23 protein-coding genes are annotated in these 21,746 nt (G+C 71.6%); 15 read left to right on the forward strand and 8 right to left on the reverse strand.

Going from position 1 to position 21,746, the window contains the following annotated elements:
* Positions 1-5: 5 nt before the first annotated feature.
* Together L3i22_RS28040 and L3i22_RS28045 are read left to right on the forward strand one after the other, a co-directional pair.
* Positions 6-1,274, forward strand: a complete 1,269-nt coding sequence (locus L3i22_RS28040) for an FIST signal transduction protein (protein ID WP_221320527.1) — start codon at positions 6-8, stop codon at positions 1,272-1,274.
* Between the two features lie 4 nt (positions 1,275-1,278).
* On the forward strand, positions 1,279-2,697 hold the full coding sequence (locus L3i22_RS28045) for a GGDEF domain-containing protein (RefSeq protein ID WP_221320528.1): 1,419 nt from the start codon (positions 1,279-1,281) through the stop codon (positions 2,695-2,697).
* Positions 2,698-2,703: 6 nt separating this feature from the next.
* On the opposite strand, the gene L3i22_RS28050 is transcribed toward L3i22_RS28045, so the two are convergent.
* Positions 2,704-3,096 carry a hypothetical protein gene (locus L3i22_RS28050; RefSeq protein WP_221320529.1) on the reverse strand — a complete coding sequence of 131 codons (393 nt, stop codon included), beginning with the start codon at positions 3,094-3,096 and terminating at the stop codon, positions 2,704-2,706.
* Between the two features lie 317 nt (positions 3,097-3,413).
* Here L3i22_RS28050 and L3i22_RS28055 point away from each other — a divergent pair, with 317 nt between their 5' ends.
* From L3i22_RS28055 to L3i22_RS28080, 6 genes are read left to right on the forward strand one after another with little or no spacing between them, the layout of a single operon-like run.
* Positions 3,414-3,653, forward strand: coding sequence for an acyl carrier protein (locus L3i22_RS28055; protein WP_221320530.1), 240 nt, complete (start codon positions 3,414-3,416; stop codon positions 3,651-3,653).
* The gene (locus L3i22_RS28060; RefSeq protein WP_221320531.1) at positions 3,646-4,404 is read left to right on the forward strand and encodes an SDR family NAD(P)-dependent oxidoreductase; all 759 of its coding nucleotides are present in this window, start codon (positions 3,646-3,648) and stop codon (positions 4,402-4,404) included. Before L3i22_RS28055 ends, L3i22_RS28060 begins: the two co-directional genes overlap by 8 nt.
* Before the next feature lie 12 nt (positions 4,405-4,416).
* Positions 4,417-5,835: an AMP-binding protein gene (locus tag L3i22_RS28065; protein WP_221320532.1), complete on the forward strand. Its 1,419-nt coding sequence runs from the start codon at positions 4,417-4,419 to the stop codon at positions 5,833-5,835.
* Positions 5,832-6,923: an acyl-protein synthetase gene (locus L3i22_RS28070; RefSeq protein ID WP_255657182.1), complete on the forward strand. Its 1,092-nt coding sequence runs from the start codon at positions 5,832-5,834 to the stop codon at positions 6,921-6,923. Before L3i22_RS28065 ends, L3i22_RS28070 begins: the two co-directional genes overlap by 4 nt.
* Positions 6,920-8,182: an acyl-CoA reductase gene (locus L3i22_RS28075; RefSeq protein WP_221320533.1), complete on the forward strand. Its 1,263-nt coding sequence runs from the start codon at positions 6,920-6,922 to the stop codon at positions 8,180-8,182. The genes L3i22_RS28070 and L3i22_RS28075 overlap by 4 nt, the downstream gene beginning before the upstream one ends.
* Positions 8,179-8,838: a NeuD/PglB/VioB family sugar acetyltransferase gene (locus L3i22_RS28080; RefSeq protein ID WP_221320534.1), complete on the forward strand. Its 660-nt coding sequence runs from the start codon at positions 8,179-8,181 to the stop codon at positions 8,836-8,838. The genes L3i22_RS28075 and L3i22_RS28080 overlap by 4 nt, the downstream gene beginning before the upstream one ends.
* Before the next feature lie 225 nt (positions 8,839-9,063).
* On the opposite strand, the gene L3i22_RS28085 is transcribed toward L3i22_RS28080, so the two are convergent.
* Complete coding sequence (locus L3i22_RS28085) at positions 9,064-9,897, reverse strand: NADP-dependent oxidoreductase (protein WP_221320535.1); 834 nt, start codon at positions 9,895-9,897, stop codon at positions 9,064-9,066.
* A gap of 36 nt (positions 9,898-9,933) precedes the next feature.
* Here L3i22_RS28085 and L3i22_RS28090 point away from each other — a divergent pair, with 36 nt between their 5' ends.
* The gene (locus L3i22_RS28090) at positions 9,934-10,353 is read left to right on the forward strand and encodes a helix-turn-helix transcriptional regulator (protein WP_255657183.1); all 420 of its coding nucleotides are present in this window, start codon (positions 9,934-9,936) and stop codon (positions 10,351-10,353) included.
* Here the strand turns inward: L3i22_RS28090 and L3i22_RS28095 are convergent.
* The 3 genes from L3i22_RS28095 to L3i22_RS28105 all read right to left on the reverse strand — a co-directional run bounded on the left by L3i22_RS28095 (position 10,350) and on the right by L3i22_RS28105 (position 13,055).
* Positions 10,350-10,850 carry a hypothetical protein gene (locus tag L3i22_RS28095; RefSeq protein WP_221320536.1) on the reverse strand — a complete coding sequence of 167 codons (501 nt, stop codon included), beginning with the start codon at positions 10,848-10,850 and terminating at the stop codon, positions 10,350-10,352. The genes L3i22_RS28090 and L3i22_RS28095 overlap by 4 nt on opposite strands.
* Before the next feature lie 152 nt (positions 10,851-11,002).
* Positions 11,003-11,752, reverse strand: a complete 750-nt coding sequence (locus L3i22_RS28100) for a class I SAM-dependent methyltransferase (protein ID WP_255657184.1) — start codon at positions 11,750-11,752, stop codon at positions 11,003-11,005.
* A gap of 37 nt (positions 11,753-11,789) precedes the next feature.
* On the reverse strand, positions 11,790-13,055 hold the full coding sequence (locus tag L3i22_RS28105) for a DUF1996 domain-containing protein (RefSeq protein ID WP_255657185.1): 1,266 nt from the start codon (positions 13,053-13,055) through the stop codon (positions 11,790-11,792).
* A 319-nt stretch (positions 13,056-13,374) separates the two neighbouring features.
* Between L3i22_RS28105 and L3i22_RS28110 the strand changes: the two genes are divergently transcribed.
* Entirely contained in the window at positions 13,375-13,911 is a 537-nt protein-coding gene (locus L3i22_RS28110; RefSeq protein WP_221320538.1) for a phospholipase, read from the forward strand.
* 10 nt (positions 13,912-13,921) lie between these two features.
* On the opposite strand, the gene L3i22_RS28115 is transcribed toward L3i22_RS28110, so the two are convergent.
* From L3i22_RS28115 to L3i22_RS28125, 3 genes are all read right to left on the reverse strand, one after another.
* Positions 13,922-15,238 carry a hypothetical protein gene (locus L3i22_RS28115; RefSeq protein ID WP_221320539.1) on the reverse strand — a complete coding sequence of 439 codons (1,317 nt, stop codon included), beginning with the start codon at positions 15,236-15,238 and terminating at the stop codon, positions 13,922-13,924.
* Between the two features lie 84 nt (positions 15,239-15,322).
* Positions 15,323-15,907: a TetR/AcrR family transcriptional regulator gene (locus L3i22_RS28120; RefSeq protein ID WP_255657186.1), complete on the reverse strand. Its 585-nt coding sequence runs from the start codon at positions 15,905-15,907 to the stop codon at positions 15,323-15,325.
* 64 nt (positions 15,908-15,971) lie between these two features.
* A complete protein-coding gene (locus L3i22_RS28125; protein WP_221320540.1) occupies positions 15,972-16,643 on the reverse strand; it encodes an NUDIX domain-containing protein in 672 nt (223 codons plus the stop codon).
* Between the two features lie 61 nt (positions 16,644-16,704).
* Here L3i22_RS28125 and L3i22_RS28130 point away from each other — a divergent pair, with 61 nt between their 5' ends.
* The 5 genes from L3i22_RS28130 (at position 16,705) to L3i22_RS28150 (ending at position 21,726) form a co-directional block, all read left to right on the forward strand.
* On the forward strand, positions 16,705-17,730 hold the full coding sequence (locus L3i22_RS28130) for an SPFH domain-containing protein (protein WP_221320541.1): 1,026 nt from the start codon (positions 16,705-16,707) through the stop codon (positions 17,728-17,730).
* On the forward strand, positions 17,727-18,608 hold the full coding sequence (locus tag L3i22_RS28135) for a hypothetical protein (RefSeq protein ID WP_221320542.1): 882 nt from the start codon (positions 17,727-17,729) through the stop codon (positions 18,606-18,608). The genes L3i22_RS28130 and L3i22_RS28135 overlap by 4 nt, the downstream gene beginning before the upstream one ends.
* Before the next feature lie 32 nt (positions 18,609-18,640).
* Positions 18,641-19,018, forward strand: a complete 378-nt coding sequence (locus L3i22_RS28140) for a hypothetical protein (protein WP_221320543.1) — start codon at positions 18,641-18,643, stop codon at positions 19,016-19,018.
* 116 nt (positions 19,019-19,134) lie between these two features.
* Positions 19,135-20,193, forward strand: a complete 1,059-nt coding sequence (locus L3i22_RS28145) for a D-alanyl-D-alanine carboxypeptidase family protein (RefSeq protein ID WP_255657187.1) — start codon at positions 19,135-19,137, stop codon at positions 20,191-20,193.
* 216 nt (positions 20,194-20,409) lie between these two features.
* The gene (locus L3i22_RS28150; RefSeq protein ID WP_221320544.1) at positions 20,410-21,726 is read left to right on the forward strand and encodes a hypothetical protein; all 1,317 of its coding nucleotides are present in this window, start codon (positions 20,410-20,412) and stop codon (positions 21,724-21,726) included.
* Positions 21,727-21,746: the final 20 nt, after the last annotated feature.

Below are 21,746 nucleotides of genomic sequence, written 5' to 3' on the forward strand. Positions count from 1 at the left end.
TCATCATGCCCGGCGCTGTCGAGCCCGCGAAGGCTCAGTTCGCGCAACGTCCGACCGATGATCTGTCCCGGAAGGGCCGCCACGGGCCCGCCGTCGAGGGGGCGATCATGGAGCGGTGGTTCGGGGTCGGGCGCAGTCTGCTGGCCGACCCGGCCGAGGCCGGGACGCAGGCGTGCCGCGAGGCGCTCGGTGGCCGCCGGGCCGGCCTGGTGATCGTGTTCGCCTCGCTGTCGCACTCGACACCGGCGATGGCGGCCGCGGTGCACGCGGCGGCCGGCGGGGACGTGCTGATGATCGGCTGCTCGACGTCCGGGGAGTTCACCGCGGACGGTCGCGGCGCCGGGGTGGTGGTCAACGCGCTCGGCGGGGACGGGTTCCAGGCGTCCGGCCGGGCGGTGCCGTACAACAGCATGGATCTTTATGCGGCCGGCGAGACCGTGGCGTCCGCGCTGGACGACGTGGACTCCCCGCACCGGGTGCTGCTGATGCTCGGCGACGGGCGCAGCGGTGACCAGCAGGAAGTGGTCCGCGGGGCGTATTCGGTGGCCGGCGCGCAGGTGCCGCTGATCGGCGGGTGCGCGGGCGACAACGTGACGCAGACCGGTACGTACTCGTTCTTCAGCTCGGGCACCGAGGTCCGGGTCCTGAAGAACGCGGTGCTCGGCGCCGCGCTCGGTTCCGAGTCGGCGTTCGGGATCGCGATGGCGCACGGCTGGCACCGGACCGGCGAGCCGATGGTGGTGACCCGCAGCGAGGGCGGGCGGATCTTCGAGCTGGACGGTGAGCCGGCCCTCGACGTCTACCTGCGGCGCACCGGCGGGACGCCGGAGATCGCCGCGGACCCGGGCGCGTTCCTGAACTTCGCCACGGTCCGGCCGCTCGGCCTGGCCCGGCGCACCGGCGAGGACGTCCGGATCATCTTCGAGTGCGACCCGGAGCAGCGGTCGATCTCCAGCCTGGCCGACACGCCGGAGGGCGCGATGGTCTCGTTCATGGAGCAGGACGCCGACCAGGTGATCGGTGCGGCGGCCACCGCCGGCCGGGCCGCGGCCGACGCGCTGGGCGGCGCCGAGCCACTCGGGGTCCTGGTCTTCGACTGCTGCGTACGCCCGATCGCCCTCGGCCAGGACAACACCGACGCCGCCGCCGAGCGGCTGCGGGACGCGCTCAAGCCGATCCCGTTCGGCGGTTTCTACTCCAACGGCGAGATCGTCCTGACCCGGGGCGCGAAGGGCATGCACCACCTGACCGTGGCCGCCCTGGCCGTGAGCTGACGCCGTGACCGCCTGGTCGATGCTGCGGCTCAGCGAGTACTTCAGCGCCATCACCCGGGCCGGGGACGAGCCGGCCGCCGCCCGGGTCGCCGTCCAGCGGGCCACCGAGGCGATCGACGCCGAGCTGGGCGCCGTGATCTGGAACGGCGCCCTGGCCGCGTCGGTCGGGCTGGGCCGTTCCCCGGAGCCGGCCCTGTTCACCGAGATCCGCCCGGGCAGCGAGTCCGTGCGGTTCCCCGGGTTCGGGGACGCGTTCGTCACCGTGCACGCGCTCGACGGCGACTACGACGAGCGCCTGGTCGTGGCGCGGGCCGACGAGCCGTTCGCGCCCGAGGAACGCCAGATGCTGCAGGGCATGGCGAAGGTGCTCGGCCTGGCCGTGCGCGGGCTGCGCACGATCGCCGCCGAGCAGCAGCTGCGCCTGGAACGGGAGCGGGAGGCCGAGGCCCGGCTGGTGCTGCTGGAGGCGCTCGAACGCCGGGAACGGCTGCTCGAAACGCTGCTGCGGGTGCAGCGGGCGGCCGGGCAGGGCACCCCGCTCGGCGAGCTGCTGGACGCGATCACGCTCGGCGCCCGGACGCTGCTCGACGACGGGGTCGCGGCGCTGGTCCTGCACGACATCGACGACCCGGCCCGGCTGACCGTGGCGTCCGCGTCCGGCGGCACCTCGACCGGCCGGGATCCGGTCCTGCGGGCCGCCCGCCGGGCGATGGCCGCCGGCGAGCCGATCGCCGACGGGCCGCTGGCGGCCGCGCCGGTCTACATCGGGGACCGGCTGGCCGGCGGGTTCGTGATCGCCGGGCACGGCGGCGACGTGCGCGTCTCCGAGCGGCGTGACGTCCTCGCCGCCTTCAGCGAGCAGGCCAGCCTGGCGCTGACCGGCGCGCACACCCTGGCCGCGGTGCACGCGGCGCACCACGACCCGCTGACCCGGCTGCCCAACCGCACGCTGTTCCTGGAGCGGGCCGAGCAGGCCCTCGGCGCCGGTGGCCGGGCCGCCCTGCTCTACCTGGACCTCGACCTGTTCAAGCAGGTCAACGACACACTCGGGCACGCCGCCGGCGACGAGCTGCTGCGCGGGGTCGCGGACCGGCTGCGCACCTCGGTGCGCGAGTCGGACATGGCCGCCCGGTTCGGCGGCGACGAGTTCGCGGTGCTGCTGGAGCCGATCTCCGGGGAACCGGAGGCGTGGGAGATCGCGCAGCGGGTGATCGACGCGATCAGCGAGCCGTTCGAGATCGCCGGGCGCAGCGTGCTCACCCGGGCCAGCGTGGGCATCGCCTACGGCGGCCCGGGCCGGACCGCGGAACGCCTGCTGGAGGACGCCGACCTGGCGATGTACCGGGCCAAGAAGACCAAACCCGGCACCTGCCGGGCCTTCGAACCCCGCATGCGTACCGAGTTGCTCCGCCCGGCCTGCTGACCCGTCCTACTGGTAGCCCACCTGGATGATCAGCAGGCCGTCCCGGATGTCGGAGCTGATGTGCACGGTCGCCGGGTCGGTCAGGCTGGGTGACTTCTCCCGCTCCCCGTCGACGCCCATCTGCCGGGCCAGGTCTTCGGCGGTCTGCCCGGCGGCCGGCCGCACCTTGAGCACCCGCCAGCAGCCGCCGGACCCGCACGCGGTGTCCTCGCCGACCACCGTGGCCCCGGCCGGCACCTCCGGCACCCGCGACGCCGGCGGCAGCGACCCCTCGCCGCCGAACACCGACAGGTAGACGAAGCTCCCGCCCCAGCAGAAGGCGAGCGCCGCGATCACCGCGAAAAACCCGACAACCACATTTCGCGTACGCCGTCGCGACGCCCCAGGCGCAGAAGTCATCGCGCCAGGGTAGCGACCAAGATCCTCGCCACCCGGATCGGCCCGATCGGAAATCGTCCATGAATGGCCCCCGGGATGCCGCACCAGCTTGTTCCCGAACGTCACGCCCACCCGAATTCATGGGCGTATCGTCACTCACGGAAGCTATTCGCAAGCCGCGACAGCGGCTTAATCGGTAACTCGAGTCACCGTGCGGCACAACAGAAACAATGCGTGACATCGAACCGGGACCGTCCTCCAGACTTGTCTTGGCGTCGCCCGCCGGGCCGGCCTGACCGGCCGCACCGCGGACGAGGCTCAGCGAAGGAGCGAATGCGATGTCGGCCGACCGGCTCAAGAAGGTGTTCACCGAGGTTCTCGACATCAGTCCGGACACCGACTGGGACACCCTGGAGTACCGGGGATCCGAGCTGTGGGACTCGGTTGCTCACATGCAGCTCGTGGGCGAGATCGAAGAGGCCTTCGACATCATGCTGGAAACCGGCGACGTCCTGGCGATGAGCAGCTTCGCCGAGACGGTCAAGATCCTCCAGCGGCACGGGGTGAGCCTTGACTGATCTCCTGGACCTGTCCGGCAGGGTGGCCCTGGTGACCGGCTCGACGCGCGGAATCGGCTGGCGAACCGCACAACTCCTGGCGGCGCACCGGGCCACGGTGATCGTCAACGGCCACACCGATGCCGCCGCCGTCACGGCACGGGCCGGCGAGCTCGAGACCACCTACGGGCGACCCGCTTCCGGCGTCGTCTGCGACGTGACCGACCCCGCCGGCATCCGCCGGGCCTATCAGCTGATCTTCAAGGAACACGGCCGGCTGGACGTCCTCGTGAACAATGCCGGCATTCTCGACGACGCGCTGCTGGGAATGGTTTCCGACGAGATGATCGAACGCTCGTTCCAGGTCAACACATTCGGGGCCATCCACCATCTCCAAGCGGCCGCCCGCCTGATGCAACGAAAGAACGAAGGCTCGATCGTCAATCTGAGTTCGATCGTCGGAGTGGTCGGCAACGAAGGGCAGACGGTCTACTCGGCCACCAAATCCGCGTTGATCGGCCTCACGAAGTCCGCCGCGAAGGAACTCGCGCCACGCCAGATCCGGGTGAACGCCGTCGCGCCGGGATTCATCGACACGGACATGACGCGCGCGCTCCCGCCGGAGAGGTTCGCCGAGCGTGCGGCCGGCATCAAGATGGGACGCACCGGCACGCCGGACGACATCGCCCGTTCGGTGCTCTTCTTCGCCTCCGACATGTCGAGATATGTGACGGGGCAGGTGCTGGGAGTCGACGGCGGCATGCTCGTGTGAAGTGAGGTCTCAGTGCTCCTGCATCACGATGACGCCCGGCCGGCACTCATCGACGCCCGCACCGGCGCGGTGGAAACGTACGCGGAACTCCACCGGGACGTCGAGGCCGTGAAATCGGTGCTCGGTGCCGATCACGTACTGGTGTTCCTGTTCGCGGACAACTCGGTTACGACCGTCCTTCGCTACCTCGGTTGCGTCGAACACGGGCACCCGGTCGCTCTGCTCGACGCGGAGCTCGACCCGGATCTCGCCGTCCGCTTGCTGGAGCACTACCAGCCGGAGATCGTCATCCAGCCACCCGATCGAGCCGCCGCACCCCGCGACGGGTATGTCGAGACCGCCCATGGCCTGTGGCGGCGGGACCGGCCGCGACATCAGGTCCACCGGGATCTCGCCGTCCTGCTGACGACCTCGGGCAGCACGGGAAGTCCCCGGTTCGTCCGGCTCTCGCACACGAACATCTCCGCGAATGCCGAGGCAATCGCCGAGTCGCTGAGTCTCACCCGTGCCGAGCGAGCCATCACGTCCCTGCCGTTGCACTACAGCTACGGAATGTCGGTGCTCCACTCGCACCTGATCGCCGGCGCGAGCGTGGTGGTCGGGAAGGCGGACCTGTTCTCGCCGGCATTCTGGGAGTCGCTGGGGGAGCTCGGTGTCACCTCGATGGCAGGTGTGCCGCTGACCTTCCACACCCTGCAGCGGGTCGGGTTCGCGGAGTGGGACCTGCCCCGTCTCACCACGCTGACGCAGGCCGGCGGGAGGCTCGAGGACCGGCTGGTCCGATACTTCGGTGATCTCATGCGGGAGCGCGGCGGACGCTTCTACGTCATGTACGGACAGACCGAAGCCGCTCCCCGGATGTCGTGCCTGGACCCGGACCGCCTGCCGGACAAGCTGGGCTCGGTGGGCACCGCCCTCGCCGGCGGCGAACTGTTCGTCCGCGCCGGGGACGACGGCCCGGCACGTCCGGGTGAGGTAGGAACCGTCTGCTACCGGGGGCCCAACGTGATGATGGGCTACGCGGAGAACCGGGCCGACCTGGCGCTCGGCGACACCACCGGGGACGTCCTGGACACCGGCGATCTGGGCTTCATCGACGAGGACGGCTATCTCTTCGTCACCGGCCGGACCAAACGCATTGCCAAGCTGTCGGGCGTCCGCGTCAGCCTCGATGAGATCGAGGCGATGCTGGCCGATCACGGCCCGGCCCGCGTCGTCGCGCTTTCCGGCGAACAACTCGGGATCTACTGCACCTGGGGCGACGACCAGCACTTCGCCGCCGTCCGGCGGGAACTCTGCCGGGTGCTGAAGGTGCCACCGAGGTCGCTTCGGTTCGTGCACGTGGACGCTCTGCCGGTCCTGCCGAACGGCAAGCCCGACTATCGCGCGCTGGCCGAGCGCGGGCTCGAACCAACCGGACGGTGCACGTGAGTCTCGACGAACTGCTCGCACGCCGGCAGTACAGCCTCGATCACCTCGAGAAAGGACGGCTTCTCGCCGCCGAGCTCACCCTGCTGACCGAGCAGCACCGGCGCACGTGCGCCGGATACGCACGGATCCTCGACACGTTTCCCCCGGCCACGGACGTCCGGAGCCTCGCCGACGTGCCGTACCTTCCGGTTGCGCTCTTCAAGACCCATCGGCTGGCGAGTGTGCCCGACGACGAGGTCTTCAAGACGATGACGTCGAGCGGGACCACCGGGCAGACCGTCAGCAGAGTGGTGCTGGACCGGAGGACGGCGGACCTTCAAACGCGGGCCTTGGCCGCGATCATGACAACGCTGCTGGGGCCCCGGCGCCTTCCGATGATCATCATCGATGCCAAGCACGAGGTGAGCCGGCAGAAGCAGTTCAGTGCCCGAGTCGCCGCCGTTCTCGGGATGGCGAGCTTCGGCCGGCACCATTTCCATGCCCTGGACGACGACATGAACCTCGACCGCCGAGGTCTGGCCGCCTTCCTCGGCCGCTTCGCCGGTGAGCCGATCCTCGTCTCCGGTTCCACCTTCATGGTGTGGCAACACCTGGTTCACCAGATCGGGCCGATGGAGGCGGATCTCTCGAACGCCACTCTCGTCCACGGGGGTGGCTGGAAAGCCCTGCAAGCCCAAGCCGTCGACAACGCCACCTTCAAGAGGACGCTCTTCGAGCTGACCGGTGTCACCCGGGTGCACAACTTCTACGGCATGGTGGAACAGGTCGGCAGCGTCTTCCTGGAGGGCCACGACGGCTACCTCTACCCGCCGAACTTCGCCGACGTCATCATCCGCGATCCGCGGACCTGGGACGAGGCACCGGTGGGTCAGGCCGGGGTGATCGAGGTGGTGAGTGCCCTCCCGCGGAGCTATCCCGGGCACGCGTTGCTCACCGAGGATCTCGGCGTCGTGCACGGAGCCGGCGATCCCGCCACGGGCTGGGGCGGCAAACAACTGGAAGTGATCGGACGCGTGCCACAAGCCGAGTTGCGGGGCTGCGGCGACACCTACGCCCACGAGCACAGCGGGACGGCGATGCCGGCATGACCGCGGTCACCGACGCCCCCACCGTCCGCCAACTGCTGCCGGTGGCCGCGGTGATCGGCGTCCCCGACCTCCTACGGGACCTGCGAGAGGCTCGGGTCGAGGCGCCGTTCAGCGCGGAGGCGATGGATTTCTGCGCCCACTTCGCCCAGCGACTCAGAAGGGAGGCGCGCGGGCTGCCGGAGGCCCAAGCGCTCGCGTTCTGGTTGCGCGGCACCGGGATCCGGCGTCTCGCCGCCGATTTCGCGGAGTTGAGCGACGACACCTGCCTTCTCGTCCCGCGCGGGACGGTCCTGCACATCCCGCCCGCCAACGTCGACACCATCTTCATGTATTCGTGGTTGCTGTCCACGCTCGCCGGGAATCGCAACGTCGTACGACTCTCCGACCGAGCCGGTGAGCAGACCACCCTGATCGTCGACGTGCTGGCCGACCTGTTCCGGGCCGGCGGTCATCCGTCCGTCCGGGCATCGACCACGGTGGTGCAGTACGGCCACGACAAGCAGGTCAACGATCTGCTGTCAGCCGCCTGCGACCTGCGCGTCGTGTGGGGTGGTGATGCGACGATCGCACAGATCAGGCGCAGCCCCTTGCCGCCGCACGCCACCGAGTTGACGTTCCCCGACCGGTTCTCGCTGGCGGTGTTCAAGGCCGACAGCTACCTCGCCCTCGACGACGGCGGACGGGACCACCTGGCGCAGCGCTTCTTCAACGACGCGTATTCGTTCGACCAACGCGGGTGCTCGTCACCGCGGCTCCTGGTCTGGGCCGGTGGCCACACCGCCGCCGAGGACGCCGGCCGCGACCTCTTCGGCCGGCTCGCCGAGGTCACCCGGCAGCGCGAGTACGAGGTCGCGACGTCCACCGCGATCGCCAAGCTCGCCTACACCCGCCGAGCCGCGATCGACTGGCCGGTCGGACAAGCCCGTTCGTACGGAAGCCGGCTGACCGTCCTGCCCCTCGATCGGTTCGCGGATGTGCGCGGCGAGTTCTGCGGCGGTGGCATCTTCTTCCAGTTCCGCGTCGACTCGCTGCTCGACCTGCCGCGTCACCTCGACCGCCGCGACCAGACCCTGGTCCAGTTCGGATTCTCGGCGGCGGAACTGACCGGCCTGATACGCGAACTCAACGGCCGCGGGATCGACCGGGTCGTCCCGGTCGGCGAGGCCTTGACGTTCCACCACATCTGGGACGGCTACGACCTGCTCCAATCGTTCACCCGCCGGACGACCATCAACCTGACGGAGGTGCACCTCACATGACGCGCGTGGAACTGGTCATCGTCGGCGCCGGGGGGTTCGGCCGGGAAGTCCTCGGCTACGCCCAGGACGCGTTCGCCGGCCGGCCGGCGCACCGGGTAGCCGGCTTCGCCGACGACAACCCACGGGCGCTCGACGGGTTCGACCTCGCCGCGAAGGTGCTGGGCCGGGTCCACGACATCCCGATCTCCGAGGCGACGAGGTTCGTCGTCGCCGTAGGTCACCCGGCCGCCCGCCGGGCGCTCGCCGCGGCGGTCGAGTCCCGGGGTGGGCGTCTCCTGACCGTCGTCCATCCGTCGGCCTACATCGGGCCCGGGGCGCGGTTGGGCGACGGATGTGTGGTGTGCCCTTTCGCCTTCGTCGGCACCGCGGCCACCATCGGTGCCAACACCGCGATCAACGTTCATGCCTCCGCCGGCCATGACGCGATCACCGGCGGGAACTGCGTGTTCTCGCCGTATTCAGCGATCAACGGCGGGGTGGAACTGCGGGACGACGTGTTTCTGGGAACCCATGCGACGGTCTTCCCGGGGCGGACCGTCGGGCACGGTGCCAAGATCAGCGCCGGCGCGGTCGTGCACCGGGACGTCCCGGCCGGGGCCCTGGCGGTCGGCAACCCCGCCAAGTCGCGAGTCCTGTTCGCCCTCGACCCCGGGTGACCGGACCTTCTCCGCCGCGACGCCCATCTGCGGGGCCGGCTCCTCAGCGGTCTGCCCGGCGGCCGGCCGCACCTTGACCACCCGCCGGCAGCCGCCGGACCCGCACGCGGTATCCCCGCCGCGATCACCGCGAAAAACCCGACAACCAGATTTCGCGTACGCCGTCGCAAACGCCCCAGGCGCAGAAGCCAGCGCGCCGAGGTAGCGATCACGGTCCCGGCCGTCTCAGGGGATCAGCACGGTCTTGCCGCGCAGCCGCCCCGCCTCGGCGTCGCGGTGGACCGCGGGCAGCTCGGTCAGCGGACGCACGGCCGCGACGTCGACGCGCACGATCCCGGCGTCGATCAGCGCGACCAGCTCGGCGAGCTGCCCGGGGTCGTTGCGGGCCACGAAGTGCAGGCCCACCGGCAGCGTGATCGAGACCAGCACCCCGCCGAGCGCGACCAGGGTCCCGGCCCGCTCAGGCTCGAGGTGGACCAGGTTCAGGACGGCGTCGAACGGCCCGGCCGGCAGCGGGGTCGTGGAGTAGTCGACGACCTCGTCGGCGCCCTGCGCCCGGACCGCCGCCGCGCTGCGGGCCGAGGCGGTCGCGGTGACGTGCGCCCCGGCGTGCCTGGCCAGTTGGACGGCGAACCCGCCCACCCCGCCGCCGGCGCCGTTGATCAGGACGCGCATGCCGGGGGCGAGCTTCGCGTGGTCGAAGACGGCCTGCCACGCGGTCAGGCCGGCGATCGGGATCGCGGCGGCGTGCGCCAGCGGGATCGTCGCGGGCGCCGCGACCAGGTCGGCGGCCGGCGCGACCACGTAGTCCGCGGCGGCGGCGACGATCCGGCCGATCACCCGGTCGCCGGTCGTGGTGACGGTACCGGAGACGTCGCCACAGAGGGTGAACGGTAAGCCGGCGGGCATCAGCCCACGTCGTACGCCAAGGTCTGAGGGGTTGAAAGAAGTTCCGGCCACCCTGATCAGCACCTCGCCCGGCCCGGGTGCCGGCCGAGGGACGTCGTCGTCCTGGATCACGCTCGGATCGCCGTGCCGGTGGATTCGCATCGCTCGCATGATCCGAACCTAGAGCGGCCGGGCGGGACGATCCATGTGCCGGAAACCCGCCTTTCTGCGCTGCTGCACATCCTGCGGGCCTGGCTCGACCAGGCCCCGGCCGGCGAGACCGGCACCGGGTGGGCGGCGGCGCTCAACGACCCGCCGATCGCCGCCGCGCTGCGGGCCATGCACCGGTCCCCCGGCCATCCGTGGACGGTGGCGACCCTGGCGGCCGAGGCCGGCCTGTCCCGGACCCCGTTCGCGCGCCGGTTCACCGAGCTGACCGGCCAGCCGCCGCTGACGTATCTGACCTGGTGGCGGATGACCACCGCGGCGCGCCTGCTGACCGCCTCGGACGCGCCGCTGAGCACGATAGCGGCCGAGGTCGGCTACACGTCGGAGTTCGCCTTCGCGGCCGCGTTCAAGCGCCGCTTCGACCGGCCGCCGGGCCGCTACCGCCGCGCGCCCGGCTAGCGCGGGCTCGCCTTCGGCAGGCTCCGGAGCCGGTTCTGGAGGGCCTGCTCCAGGGCATCGGAGTACCCGCCGTCGAACGCCGCGTCCTGGAGCCGCTTCGGGAAGAGGCTCTCGACCTGGGCGGTGTAGTCGCCGTACTCCGGCATCCGCACGCCGGCCGAACCGCTGAGGTCCACCGCCATCGGCATCGACGACTCCGACCGCGCCTCGGTGCCGGCCGACGCGCACAGGGACCAGACGTACGCCTGCCGGACGTCGGCCAGGGCCGTCGCGCCCCGCGGGTCGACGCCCAGAACCCGGACCACGCACACCATCGTCGCCGGCTGCCGCCGCGCGGTCATCTCCGCCTCGACCAGCGGCACCACCCGCCCGGCGACATCCTCGGCCAGCGATGCCGGCACCGCATCCGCCGCGCCCCGGTGAGCGACGACGAACCACCCCGCCCCGGCGATGCCGACGGCGGCGGCACACAGCACCGCGGCACTGATCTTGGTCATGCCGGCTCTCCCCGACATTCTCCGGTGCGGTCCGCAGAAACCCCAGGTCAGAAAGCCAGACTAGAGCATCCGGAGGAGCCGCTGCTCCAGACCGACGTTCGCACATGGTCGGTGAAGCTGTCCGAGTACCGGGCCGGCGGCGCCGCCGCGGATCATGTCCGGACGGCGCGGGTGCAGCGGGTCACGTACGGCAACCGCACCTCGTCGTGCCCGGCCAGATCCGGATGTGAGTCGAGCAGCTCCGCCACGTTCCCGAGCAGCTCGGCCCGCTCCGGCCCGGGCAGCACGATCACATAGCTGCGCGAGGCGATCATGTCGAACAGCGCCGCCCGGCTCATCGTGTGCACCCACCCGAACTCGGCCCGTTCCACCCGCTCGAACGGCTCCCCCAGAACCGGCGCGGTGTCCATCTCCTGCCGGCTGTGGTGGTGCAGCAGATCGCCCAGCTCGGCGACCCACGGCTCGTTGTCGTCCCGCACGTTCCACACCAGGCCGAGCGTGCCGCCGGGCCGCAGCACCCGGGCGATCTCCGGCACGGCGAGCGCCGGGTCGACCCAGTGCCACGCCTGCGCCATCACCACCGCGTCGGCGGAGGCGTCCGGCAGCGGGATCCGCTCGGCCGTGCCGTCGTGCACGGTCGCGGCCGGCACCGCGTCGGCGAGTTCCGCCCGCATCCCGGCGGACGGCTCCACCGCGATGACGTCGAATCCGGCCGTGACCAGCAGCTCGGTGAACTTCCCGGTGCCGGCGCCCAGGTCCAGGACGGTCGTGGCCGACGCCGGGACCAGCCACTCCACCGCCGCCACCGGGTACGTCGGCCGCCCGCGCCGGTACTCCCGGGCCGCCGCCCCGAAGGACGACGCGTGCTGCCGGCGCTGCTGCTCACTTGCCGATGAGGTCACGGGGGCAACATATGTCATGCCGCCCCCGTGCGCCTGATCAAGGTCGGCCGTCGGCCCCGCACTTGACGATGATCCGGATGCAGTCGTTCACCCGGCGCGCCATCTCGTCGACCGGCCACGCGTTGAAGAAGTCGCCGTGCATCGTGTAGCCGGGTCCGGAGGCCAGCCGCAGCCGGGCCGGGTCGCCGTTGACCGGGTACCGCATGACCTGGCGCAGCTTCGGCACGACCACCGGGTGGCTGGCCGGGCAGGCGTTGTTGACCGGGTACGCCATGTGGCTCTTGTGGTCGGCCGAGTCCAGGTTCCGCCCGTCCCAGCAGTGCGGGAAGTCGAGGTACGACTCCAGCATCGAGCCCGCCGGACAGTTGACGAAGTCGGACAGCGGGTTGACCTCGCCGTGCGACAGGCAGGACCAGCGGGCGATGGTGTTGTCGGCCGGCCCGGTCGCCTTGGCGTTGCCGGCGACGATCCGCAGGCCGAGCGGCAGCGGCTGGGTTTGCGCGATCAACGCGTCCGAGACGCCCTCACCGAGGTAGTAGAAGACCCCGGTGACCGGCTCGACCGGCACGTTGTCCTGGTAGAGCGTGGGAATCCAGTAGGACGACTTGTCGATCGACGGGTTGCAGTTGCTGTTCGCGTTGATCAGGTCGTTGACCGTGGTGGCCGCGTTGGTGACCACACTGCCGAAGAAGCTGTGCATGTGCGAGGCGCCGGGCAGGTTCGGGAAGACGATCGGGTCGTCCGGCAGCCGGTGCGTGAACGGGCAGTCGGCCAGGAACTCGGCGACCCGCACGGCGCCCGGCGGAATGGTCGGCGTGGTGCTGCCGCCGCCGGTCCCGAAGACCTGGAACTCGGTCAGCGACACTCCCCACTGGGTGGCCCGGACCGTGGTGTTGAGGCGCACGTATCGCCCGGTGCCGTTCACCGTGAGCGTCTGCCGCCCACCGGTTCCCGCCGTGGTGCTGTAGCGGGTGGTCCAGGAATTGCCGTCGGCCGAGGTCGCGATCGAAAAGGATTTGGCGTACGCCGCTTCCCAGTCGAGGACGACCGACGTGATCGTGGCACTGGCGCCGAGGTCGACCTGGAGCCATTGCGGGTCGGTGAACGCGCTCGACCAGCGGGTGCCGCCGTTGCCGTCGACGGCGTTCGCCGCGGGGAAGGCGGCCGATTCGACGGAGGACGCGGTGGCCGTTCTGCCCTGCGAGAGCAGGGTGTCGGCGGCGCTGGCCGCGGTCGCGGCGACCAGGGCGTACGCGGTGAGCGCCGCGGCCAGCGCGACAGCCAGGAGGGGACGTTTTCGCATGGGCGACGAGCCTTTCCAACCACAGGAGGACGGGGGTGTGCAAGAAAGCGCTCTCTTGCCGCCACTGTGAACGGCGTGTTAATCAGTGTCAATGCGCCGAAACCGGTACCGGCGACGTCGCGGCAGGTCAGCGCGCCGCCCTCGGCAAAGTTCCGGTAAGTGGGGACTCCCTCCCCACTTACCGGACGAAAGGCGAACCGTTTCCCCTTAGATTGACAAAAATCAATGACCAAGGTGGCGTACGGCCAGATCGGGCCCCCAGGATCTTTCACCAGGCAGCCCGCTCGACCCGAAGTGCGGGCCGTACCTAGGAGTCTGGATGACCGCCACCACCGCCGTCCGATCCCTGCTCGCCGCCGCGACCGCCGCCCTGGCCGTCACGATCGGCCTGGCCACCCCCGCCACCGCCGCCGCCCCCGCCGACAAGCTCGCCGTCCTGTCGAGCTTCACCCAGACCAGCGCGACCAGCTACAACTCCTGGAACGCCGCCCGGCAGAACCAGGGCGCCTGGTCCGCCTACGCCTTCGACTGGAGCACCGACTACTGCTCGTCGAGCCCGGACAACCCGCTCGGCTTCGACTTCAAGCTGTCCTGCGCCCGGCACGACTTCGGCTACCGCAACTACAAGGCGGTCGGCGCGTTCGACGCCAACAAGGCCCGCCTCGACTCGGCCCTCTACGAGGACCTCAAGCGCAAGTGCGCCACCTACTCGTCGGCTGTCCGGCCCGCCTGCACCGCGCTGGCCTGGACCTACTACCAGGCTGTCTCGGTCTTCGGCTCGTTCGCGGCGGTCTCCGACGCGGACCTCGCCAAGGCCGCCGAGCTGAAGCGGACGGCACTGGCGAACGCCGCCTGATCCCCTTCGGTCAGAAGGTGGTCTGCGACAGCACGTCGTTGACCACCTTCTGCGCCGCGGCCTTGGTCGCCGGCGACGTCCGGGCGTCCACGCCGACCTGGAACTTCGTACCGCCGGCCGGGTCGGTGAAGTAGTGCCCGAGCTCCAGCTGGTACCGGCCGTCGGCGTTCTTCGCGGTCTGCCGGAACCGGGTGTCGCCGTCCACCCGCCGCAGCCCGCCGGTGTTCACGAACCAGTCCTGGTCCAGCGCCTTGCGGTCGGCCGCGTCGCAGCCGTCCGGGCAGGTGCGCAGGATGATCCCGGCACGCTCACCCGTCTTCTTCCTGTCCTGGCAGACCACCGCCTCGGTCTCCGGAAGATCGATCTTTCCCGGTACGCACGTCCAGGAACCGGGGATCCGGAACGCGAACGGCCAGCCGGCCGGCGCCGCGACGTCGGTCTTCTCGTCCCGGCCGAAGGTGGCGCCGGTGACCTTGCGGTCGGGCGCGTCCCGGCGGAGGCCGGAGCCGGCGTCGCCCTGGGACGACTCGGGGAACTTCGGCACCGCCGGGCCGGTCGGCGCCACCGGGAAGGTCGGCGCCTCGAACGCCGTCGACTTCGCCGGCGCCGGCGTGCCCCCGGCCGGCAGGGCGAACCCGGGCCGGTCACCGACGCCGGTGAAACCCACCAGCCCGCCGGCGACCAGGGCGGCGGCCGCGACCACGTTGATCGCGACGGCGGCGCCCAGGCCCGGGTAGCGCTGCGGCGGCGGGCCGAACGCGCCACGCAGGAACGGCAGCACCGGGGCCCGGTACTCCAGCGAGGCGGTCTGACCGGGCGCGAGCTCGACCGGGAGATCGGCCCGGCCACCCAGCACGAACGGCACGTTCGCGTGCACCAGATGCGGACCCGGATCGACCGGTACGACGACCCGGCGCTTCCAGGCGGCGCGAACCGGCCGGCCGTCGACGGTCAGGACCGGCTTGACGATCCCGAGCAGCACCGCGATCGGCGCGAACCGCATCGTCACCGCGATCGTCGCCGTCCCGTACCCGGGCAGCGGCGCGGGATAGGAGACCGCCTGCGGCGCGGTCGCGGCATAGGTGACCGGCTGCTGCGCGGTCACGGGATAGGACGGCGGCGGCGCCGGGTAGACGATGGGCTGGGACACCGGCGGCTGGGACACCGGCGGCTCCGGCACCGGCGGACGCGGCGCGGGCCCGGTGTCCGGACGCGGCGCGCCGTAGACGCCCGGCCGCGGAGCCGGGTGCACGATCGGCGGCGGCGGCGCGTAGGTGGCCGGCATCGCTTCATCCCATGACGGGAACGACGGGTATCCCTGGCTCATCGCGATCTCCCCCTGGCATCCGTGCTACGCCAGAGAACACACCGCGAAACGCCCAACGGTTCGACGCCGTCCGATCCTTGACACCTATTCGGGTGTCACCCCGTACCGGAGACCGTCGACGAGCAGGGCGACCATCCGCCGGGTGTGGTCCGGTTCCTCCTCGGCCGGCAGGCACAGGTTGGCCACCGCCCGCAGCAGGTCGTAGGGGTCCACGTCGCGCCGCACCAGCCCGGCCCGCGCGGCGTCGTCGAGCAGCGTGCTCAGCGCCGGCCGCAGATGCCGGTCGAAGTACGCCGGCAGCGGCGCGAACGCCGGGTCCCCGGAGTGCAGGGCCGCGGCCAGCCCCCGCTTGGTCGCCATGAACTCGATGTACCGATCCAGCCACAGCCGCAGCGCCTCGACCGGCGGATGGGCCGCCGCCAGCTCCGTCGCCGCCGCCGCGCACTGGTCGATCTCGTGCTGGAAGACCGCGGCCACCAGATCCGACCGCTGCGGGAAGTTCCGGTAGACGGTCCCCAGCCCGACCCCGGCCCGCTCGGCGATCTCCCGCACCGGAGCATCGACCCCGGAACTGGCGAACACCTCCTTGGCCGCCTCCCGCAACGCGTCCCGGCTACGCTGCGCATCCGCCCGCACCCGCCGCACCGGCTCCGCCGTCTCGTCAGCCACCGCGCGCCTCCACACCCAACCGGAACAAGGTTCCGATCCTATCCCCCGAGCCGGGCCCCGGCCGTCAGGGGCGCAGCAGGGGTGGGTGGAGGAGGGTGGCCGGGCCGCGGCGGAACAGTTGGGCGGGGCGGCCGCGGTCGCGGGTGACGCTGTGGCCGGTCGGCTCGATGAAGCCCTCGGCCGACGTCACCTTGCGGTGGAAGTTGCGCGGGTCCAGCCGGGTGCGCCAGACCGTCTCGTAGACGTCGCGGAGATCGGCCACGGTGAACTCCGGGGCGCAGAACGCCGTCGCCAGCGGCGTGTACTCGAGCTTGGCCCGGGCCCGCTCCACCCCGTCGGCCAGGATCCGGTCGTGGTCGAAGGCGAGGCCGGACGACTCGGCCAGCGGCCGCCACTCGGCGCGGTCGGCGTCGCTGCCGGCCACCGGCACCGGCAGGTCCGGGACCATCGCCAGGTATGCCACGGTCACCACCCGCCCGCGCGGATCCCGCCCGGGGGTGCCGTACGTCGCCAGTTGTTCGAAATGCCCGGTCGACGGGTCCACCCCGGTCTCCTCGCGCAGTTCGCGGGCCGCCGCCTGGTCGAGGTCCTCGTCGTCGTGGACGAAGCCGCCGGGGAGCGCCCACCGCCCCCGGTACGGCTCGATGCCGCGCCGGATCAGCAGCGCCTGGAGCGCGCTCTGCCGGATGGTCAGCAGCACGAGATCAACTGTGACGGCCGCCATGTATAGCGTCATGTTGACGATAATAACCACAGGCTTTATCGTCATCGTGACGAAAACGAAGGAAGGACCCCCGATGGCCGACGTCAAACGCCGCCTGCACCTGCGACACCTGCGCTCCGCCCCGACCAGCTGGGTCAGCTGGACCGTCCAGGGCAAGGCGAAGCGCTCCGGCACCGGCCTCGCGTTCTGGTACCGGCCGCTGACCGCGGTGCTCTCCGAGGTGCCGGTCGACGACCGCGAGCTGCCGCTGCTGTTCCACGCCCGCACCGAGGACTTCGCCGACGTGACCGTGCAGGCCACGGTGACCTACCGGTTCAGTGACCCGGCCGCGGCGGCGGGCCGGCTGGACTTCTCGATCGATCCGTACAAGGGCAAGTGGAACGGGCAGCCGCTGGACCAGGTCGCCACGCTGCTCGCCGAGCTGGCCCAGCAGCCCGCGCTGGACGTGATCGCCCGGCTGCCGCTGGCCGACGCGCTCACCACCGGGATCGCCCCGATCCGGCAGTCGGTCGCGGACGCGCTGGCCACCGACCCGCGCCTGGCCGAGACCGGGGTGACCGTGGTCAGCGCCCGGGTGGTGGCGCTGCGGCCGGAGCCGGAGCTGGAGCGCGCGCTGCAGACCCCGACCCGGGAGAAGGTGCAGCAGGACGCGGACCGGGCCACCTACGCCCGGCGGGCGCAGGCCGTCCAGCAGGAGCGCACGATCGCCGAGAACGAGCTGCAGAGCAAGATCGAGCTGGCCCGGCAGGAGCAGCAGCTGGTCGAGCAGAACGGCGCCAACTCGCGCCGCGCCGCCGAGTTGAAGAGCGAGTCGCAGCTGGTCACCGCGCAGAGCGAGGCCGCCCGTGCGCGCCTGGCCGCGGGCGCCGAGGCGGACGCCGAGCGGCTGCGGGACGAGGCCCGCGCGGCCGGCGCCCGGGTGGTCGGTCTGGCCGAGGCGGAGGCCGAGGCGGCGAAGCTCGCGGCGTACCGGGACCTGCCGCCCGAGGTGCTGCAGGCGCTCGCGCTCAAGGAGCTGGCGCAGAACGTGCCGGCGATCGGCGAGCTGACGATCACGCCGGACCTGCTCAGCAAGCTCGTCGGGCGGATCGGGTCATGAGCACCCTCACCCCGCGCATCGTGGTCGTGTCGCGGCGCAGCGAGCTCGACGAGCTCCTCGCCCGGCACGGCACCCGCGGCGCCGCCGCCTACTTCCTCAAGCAGCGCGGGCGGGACCTCGACGAGGTCACCGCCCGGCACGAGGCGCTCCGGGACGCGCTGACCGAGGTGGGCGGCGCGGTCCCGGCCGACTGGCGGCGCGGTCACGTCGAGCGTGCGGACCTGCCCCGCTTCCTGTTCGCCCCGGAGGACATCGTGCTCGCGGTCGGCCAGGACGGCCTGGTCGCGAACGTGGCGAAGTACCTGGACGGGCAGCCGGTGATCGGGGTGAACCCGGAGCCGGGCCGGAATCCCGGGGTGCTGGTCCGGCACCCGGCGAGCGCGGTCGGCAAGCTGGTCCGCAGCCGGATCCGGACGCTGCAGCGGACCATGGTGGTGGCCCGGCTCGACGACGGGCAGGAGCTGTCCGGCCTCAACGAGATCTACATCGGTCACGCCGGCCACCAGTCGGCCCGCTACGTGATCGCCACGCCGGACGGCGCCCGGGAGCGCCAGTCGTCGTCCGGCCTGATCGTCGGGACCGGCACCGGGGCGACCGGCTGGTGCGCGTCGATCGCCCGGGACCGGGTGACCGCGCCGCCGCTGCCCGGCCCGGCCGACCCGGTGCTCTGCTGGTTCGTCCGGGAGGCCTGGCCCTCCCCCGCCACCGGCGTCACGCAGGTGACCGGCCTGCTCGCGGCCGGTCAGGAGCTGGAGCTGACCAGCGAGAGCGAGCGGCTCGTGGTCTTCGCCGACGGCCTGGAGCAGGACGCGCTCGAACTGTCCTGGGGTCAGCGGGTCCGGATCACGATCGCGGAACGACGACTCAACCTCGTGTAGCGGGCTGGAAGCGCTCCCATTACGCTCTCGCCATGGCCTTCCTGCTCGATCTTGCGAACATCCTCGGCGGCCTGCTGCTCGCCATCCCGCTGCTGCGCCGGGTGCCGAACGTCGGCGGCGGCCTGGAGCGGTTCACCGACCGGGTGGCCGACTGGTCCTGGCTGGTCGGCATCGTCGCGCTGATCACGGCCGGGTTCTTCTTCATCGTCCACCTCATCGACGGCCACATCTGGCACTTCGAGGTGGTCGGCCTGGCCGTGGGCGCGCTGCTGACCTGGGAGAAGTTCACCGGGAAGCGGATCCTGCGCCCGGCCGGGACGGGCGACCCGGCCGGCCTGTCCCTCGCCATCGCGATCTTCGGCGTGATCGCGATCATCGTCGGCATCGAGGGCCTCTTCACCCCGAACTGAGGCCGGGGCCGGAGCCCGAGGCAAAAAACAAAACCGAGAACCGAACTGAAGTTCCGCAACCTGACCGAACCCGATCAGGAACGGACACCGGACCCGGCGGCTTTCACAGTCTCCGGATGACGACACGACAGCGAACTCGGCAGCGGTCCGCCGCCGCGGCGATCCTCGCGCTGACGGCCGCCGGATCCACCCTCGGCCTCCCGGCTCCGGCGCAGGCCACCGTACCCAAGGTCGCGGCCAGCTGGTCGAGCCTGATGTACCGCAGCCTCACCCACGACGCTCAGCTCCAGGCGATGCGGACGTCGCTGGCCACCCAGCAGAAGGCGGTCCGCACCTGGACCGCCGAGGTCGCCGCGGCCGGTAAGGCGCAGCGCGGCGCGCAGGCCACCCTGACCACCGCCACCAGCGCGAACACCGCCGCCCAGACCCGCTGGGCGACCGCCCGTACCGCCCTGTCCACCGCCCGGCAGAACCTGAGCGTGGCGGCGAAGCGCAAGCCCCGCAGCACCACCGCGATCACCAAGGCGAACACCGCCGTCGCCGCCGCCGTCAAGACGCTCACCACCCGCAAGACCCAGGCGCAGGCGGCCACCGCCGCGCTGTCCGCCGCCGGCAAGGCGTCCCGGGCCGCGACCACCCGGGTGACCAAGGCGAACGCCGCGGTCGCCTACATGACGGCCGCCGCCGCGACCACCCGGCAGGCGATCGCCGCGCTGCCGACCGCCGAGTCCTACGCCGGCCAGGCCGCCACGCTCAGCAAGGACGTGGTCAACCAGGTCCGCCCGGTCTTCAAGGTCACCGACACCACCCAGGTCTACGGCGTCACCGTGCACAAGAACATCGCCTTCGCCTTCAAGCGGATGGTCGACGACGCGAAGGCCGACGGCGTCCAGCTCTCCGGCGGCGGCTTCCGCACCACCCAGCGCCAGGCCGAGCTGCGCGTGATCAACGGCTGCCCGGACGTCTGGACCGCCCCGTCGTCGTCGTGCCGGGTCCCGACCGCGATCCCCGGCCGCAGCCTGCACGAGCTCGGCCTGGCCATCGACATCTCGTCCGGCGGCAAGACCATCTCGTCGAGCACCCCGGCCTTCAAGTGGCTGAAGCTGCACGCCGACGAGTACGGCTTCGTCAACCTGCCCGCCGAGGCCTGGCACTGGTCGATCAGCGGCAACTGAAAAAGATCAACACCCGCTTCGCCGTACGGGCGTCGGGCCGCGCTCCGCATTCGTGGCCCGATGCCCGGTCTCGTCCGCGGAACACCGTCCCGGGGCGTATCCCACCGGACGGCCGATCACCCGGTGGGTGCGACTCGGAACTGCCCGCTCGCACTCAAAAAGGTCGCAACCGAGCCGATCAGAGCGGATGAGACGTCCGCGGAGGTGATGGCCCGGATGGGTCCGGAACAGGTCGGCGACTGGGTGCTGGACGAACTGCCCCGGCTCAACGAAGCGATCCTGCAAGACGACGCACCGCCCGGTCTGCTGGTGACGGACCTGGGCGAGCACGTGCTTCCCGAGCTGCCGGAGATGGCCCAGCTGACCCCGGCGCAGGCCCAGCGGCTGGTGGTGCACCTGGGGTTCGCCGGCGCCTCGGTGGCCCGGCACTACCAGGAGCACACCCCGGACGGCACCGGGCATCCGGAGCAGGCGTTCGCCGGGCTCACCGTCGGCGCCGCGCAGGTCCCGTTCCGGCGCTACTTCGCGGCGCTGGCCGAGCGCACCGGCACCGGCCACTACGAGCGGGACAGCTACGCGTCGCTGGTGCGGTGGAACGTCGGCACGATCCGGGTGCTGCTGCGCGGCGAGCTGGTCGCCGATCTGCCGGGCGTGTTCGACGACCGGCGGATCCGCACCTACACCGGCACGCCCGGCGAGGAGCGCTTCTTCCTGCTGGTCAAGCAGGGCGAGACGATCGAGCTGGCGGTCAACTGCTTCCTGCTGCCGCTGACCCTGGACAACGCCGACCTGATCGGGGCCGGCGCCCGGCACCGGGTGCGGCAGGCCACCGTACTGCTGGACGCGCTGCGCCGGCTGTTCCTCGACTTCGCGGCGATGCCGTCCGAGCAGAGCATGGCCGCCGAGATGTTCATGGACGTGTTCCGGCAGTTCGCCGCGCACTGGACGACCGACGACATCCCGCCCAGCGGGGCGCTCGACCCGGAGGCGCTGAAACGCGACTTCCTGCTCGGCATCGCCGAACCCGGCTACGAGCAGCAGGCCCGGCGCCTGTTCCCGGCGCTGCTCGACCGGGAGCGGGACGAGATCGCCGACCTGATGGCCGCGCCCTCGCTGCCGCACCGGCTGCTCGCCCAGATCGAGTGCGACGAGACCTGCCTGAGCGGGTCGGACGACGGCGACCTGCGCCGGCTCGTCGGGCGGCACCCGGCGCTGGTCGACTGGTACCGGCTGCTGGCGATGCACGCCCGGGCCTCCGGGGCGCACCTGATGCTGAGCAAGAAGTTCCTGTTCAAGCCGCAGCGGGAGCGCGACCGGGCCGGCCTCGGCGACCGGCTGCTGGTGTCGAACCGGGCCGGCACCACCGGGATGACCGAGACCTACCTGGAGCGGATCACCCGCGCCCGGCGCGAGCATACGCTCGCCCCGCTGCGCCCCGTGTTGATCGCCGGAATCCCGGACGCCACACCCGGCCCGGAGTTACGGTCCGGAAAGGAAGGGGCCATGCCGGTCGTGCTGGAACTGACCGGATGACCCGGACGGACGACGGAGCC

This window comes from Actinoplanes sp. L3-i22 (genome assembly GCF_019704555.1).
GTDB lineage: Bacteria > Actinomycetota > Actinomycetes > Mycobacteriales > Micromonosporaceae > Actinoplanes.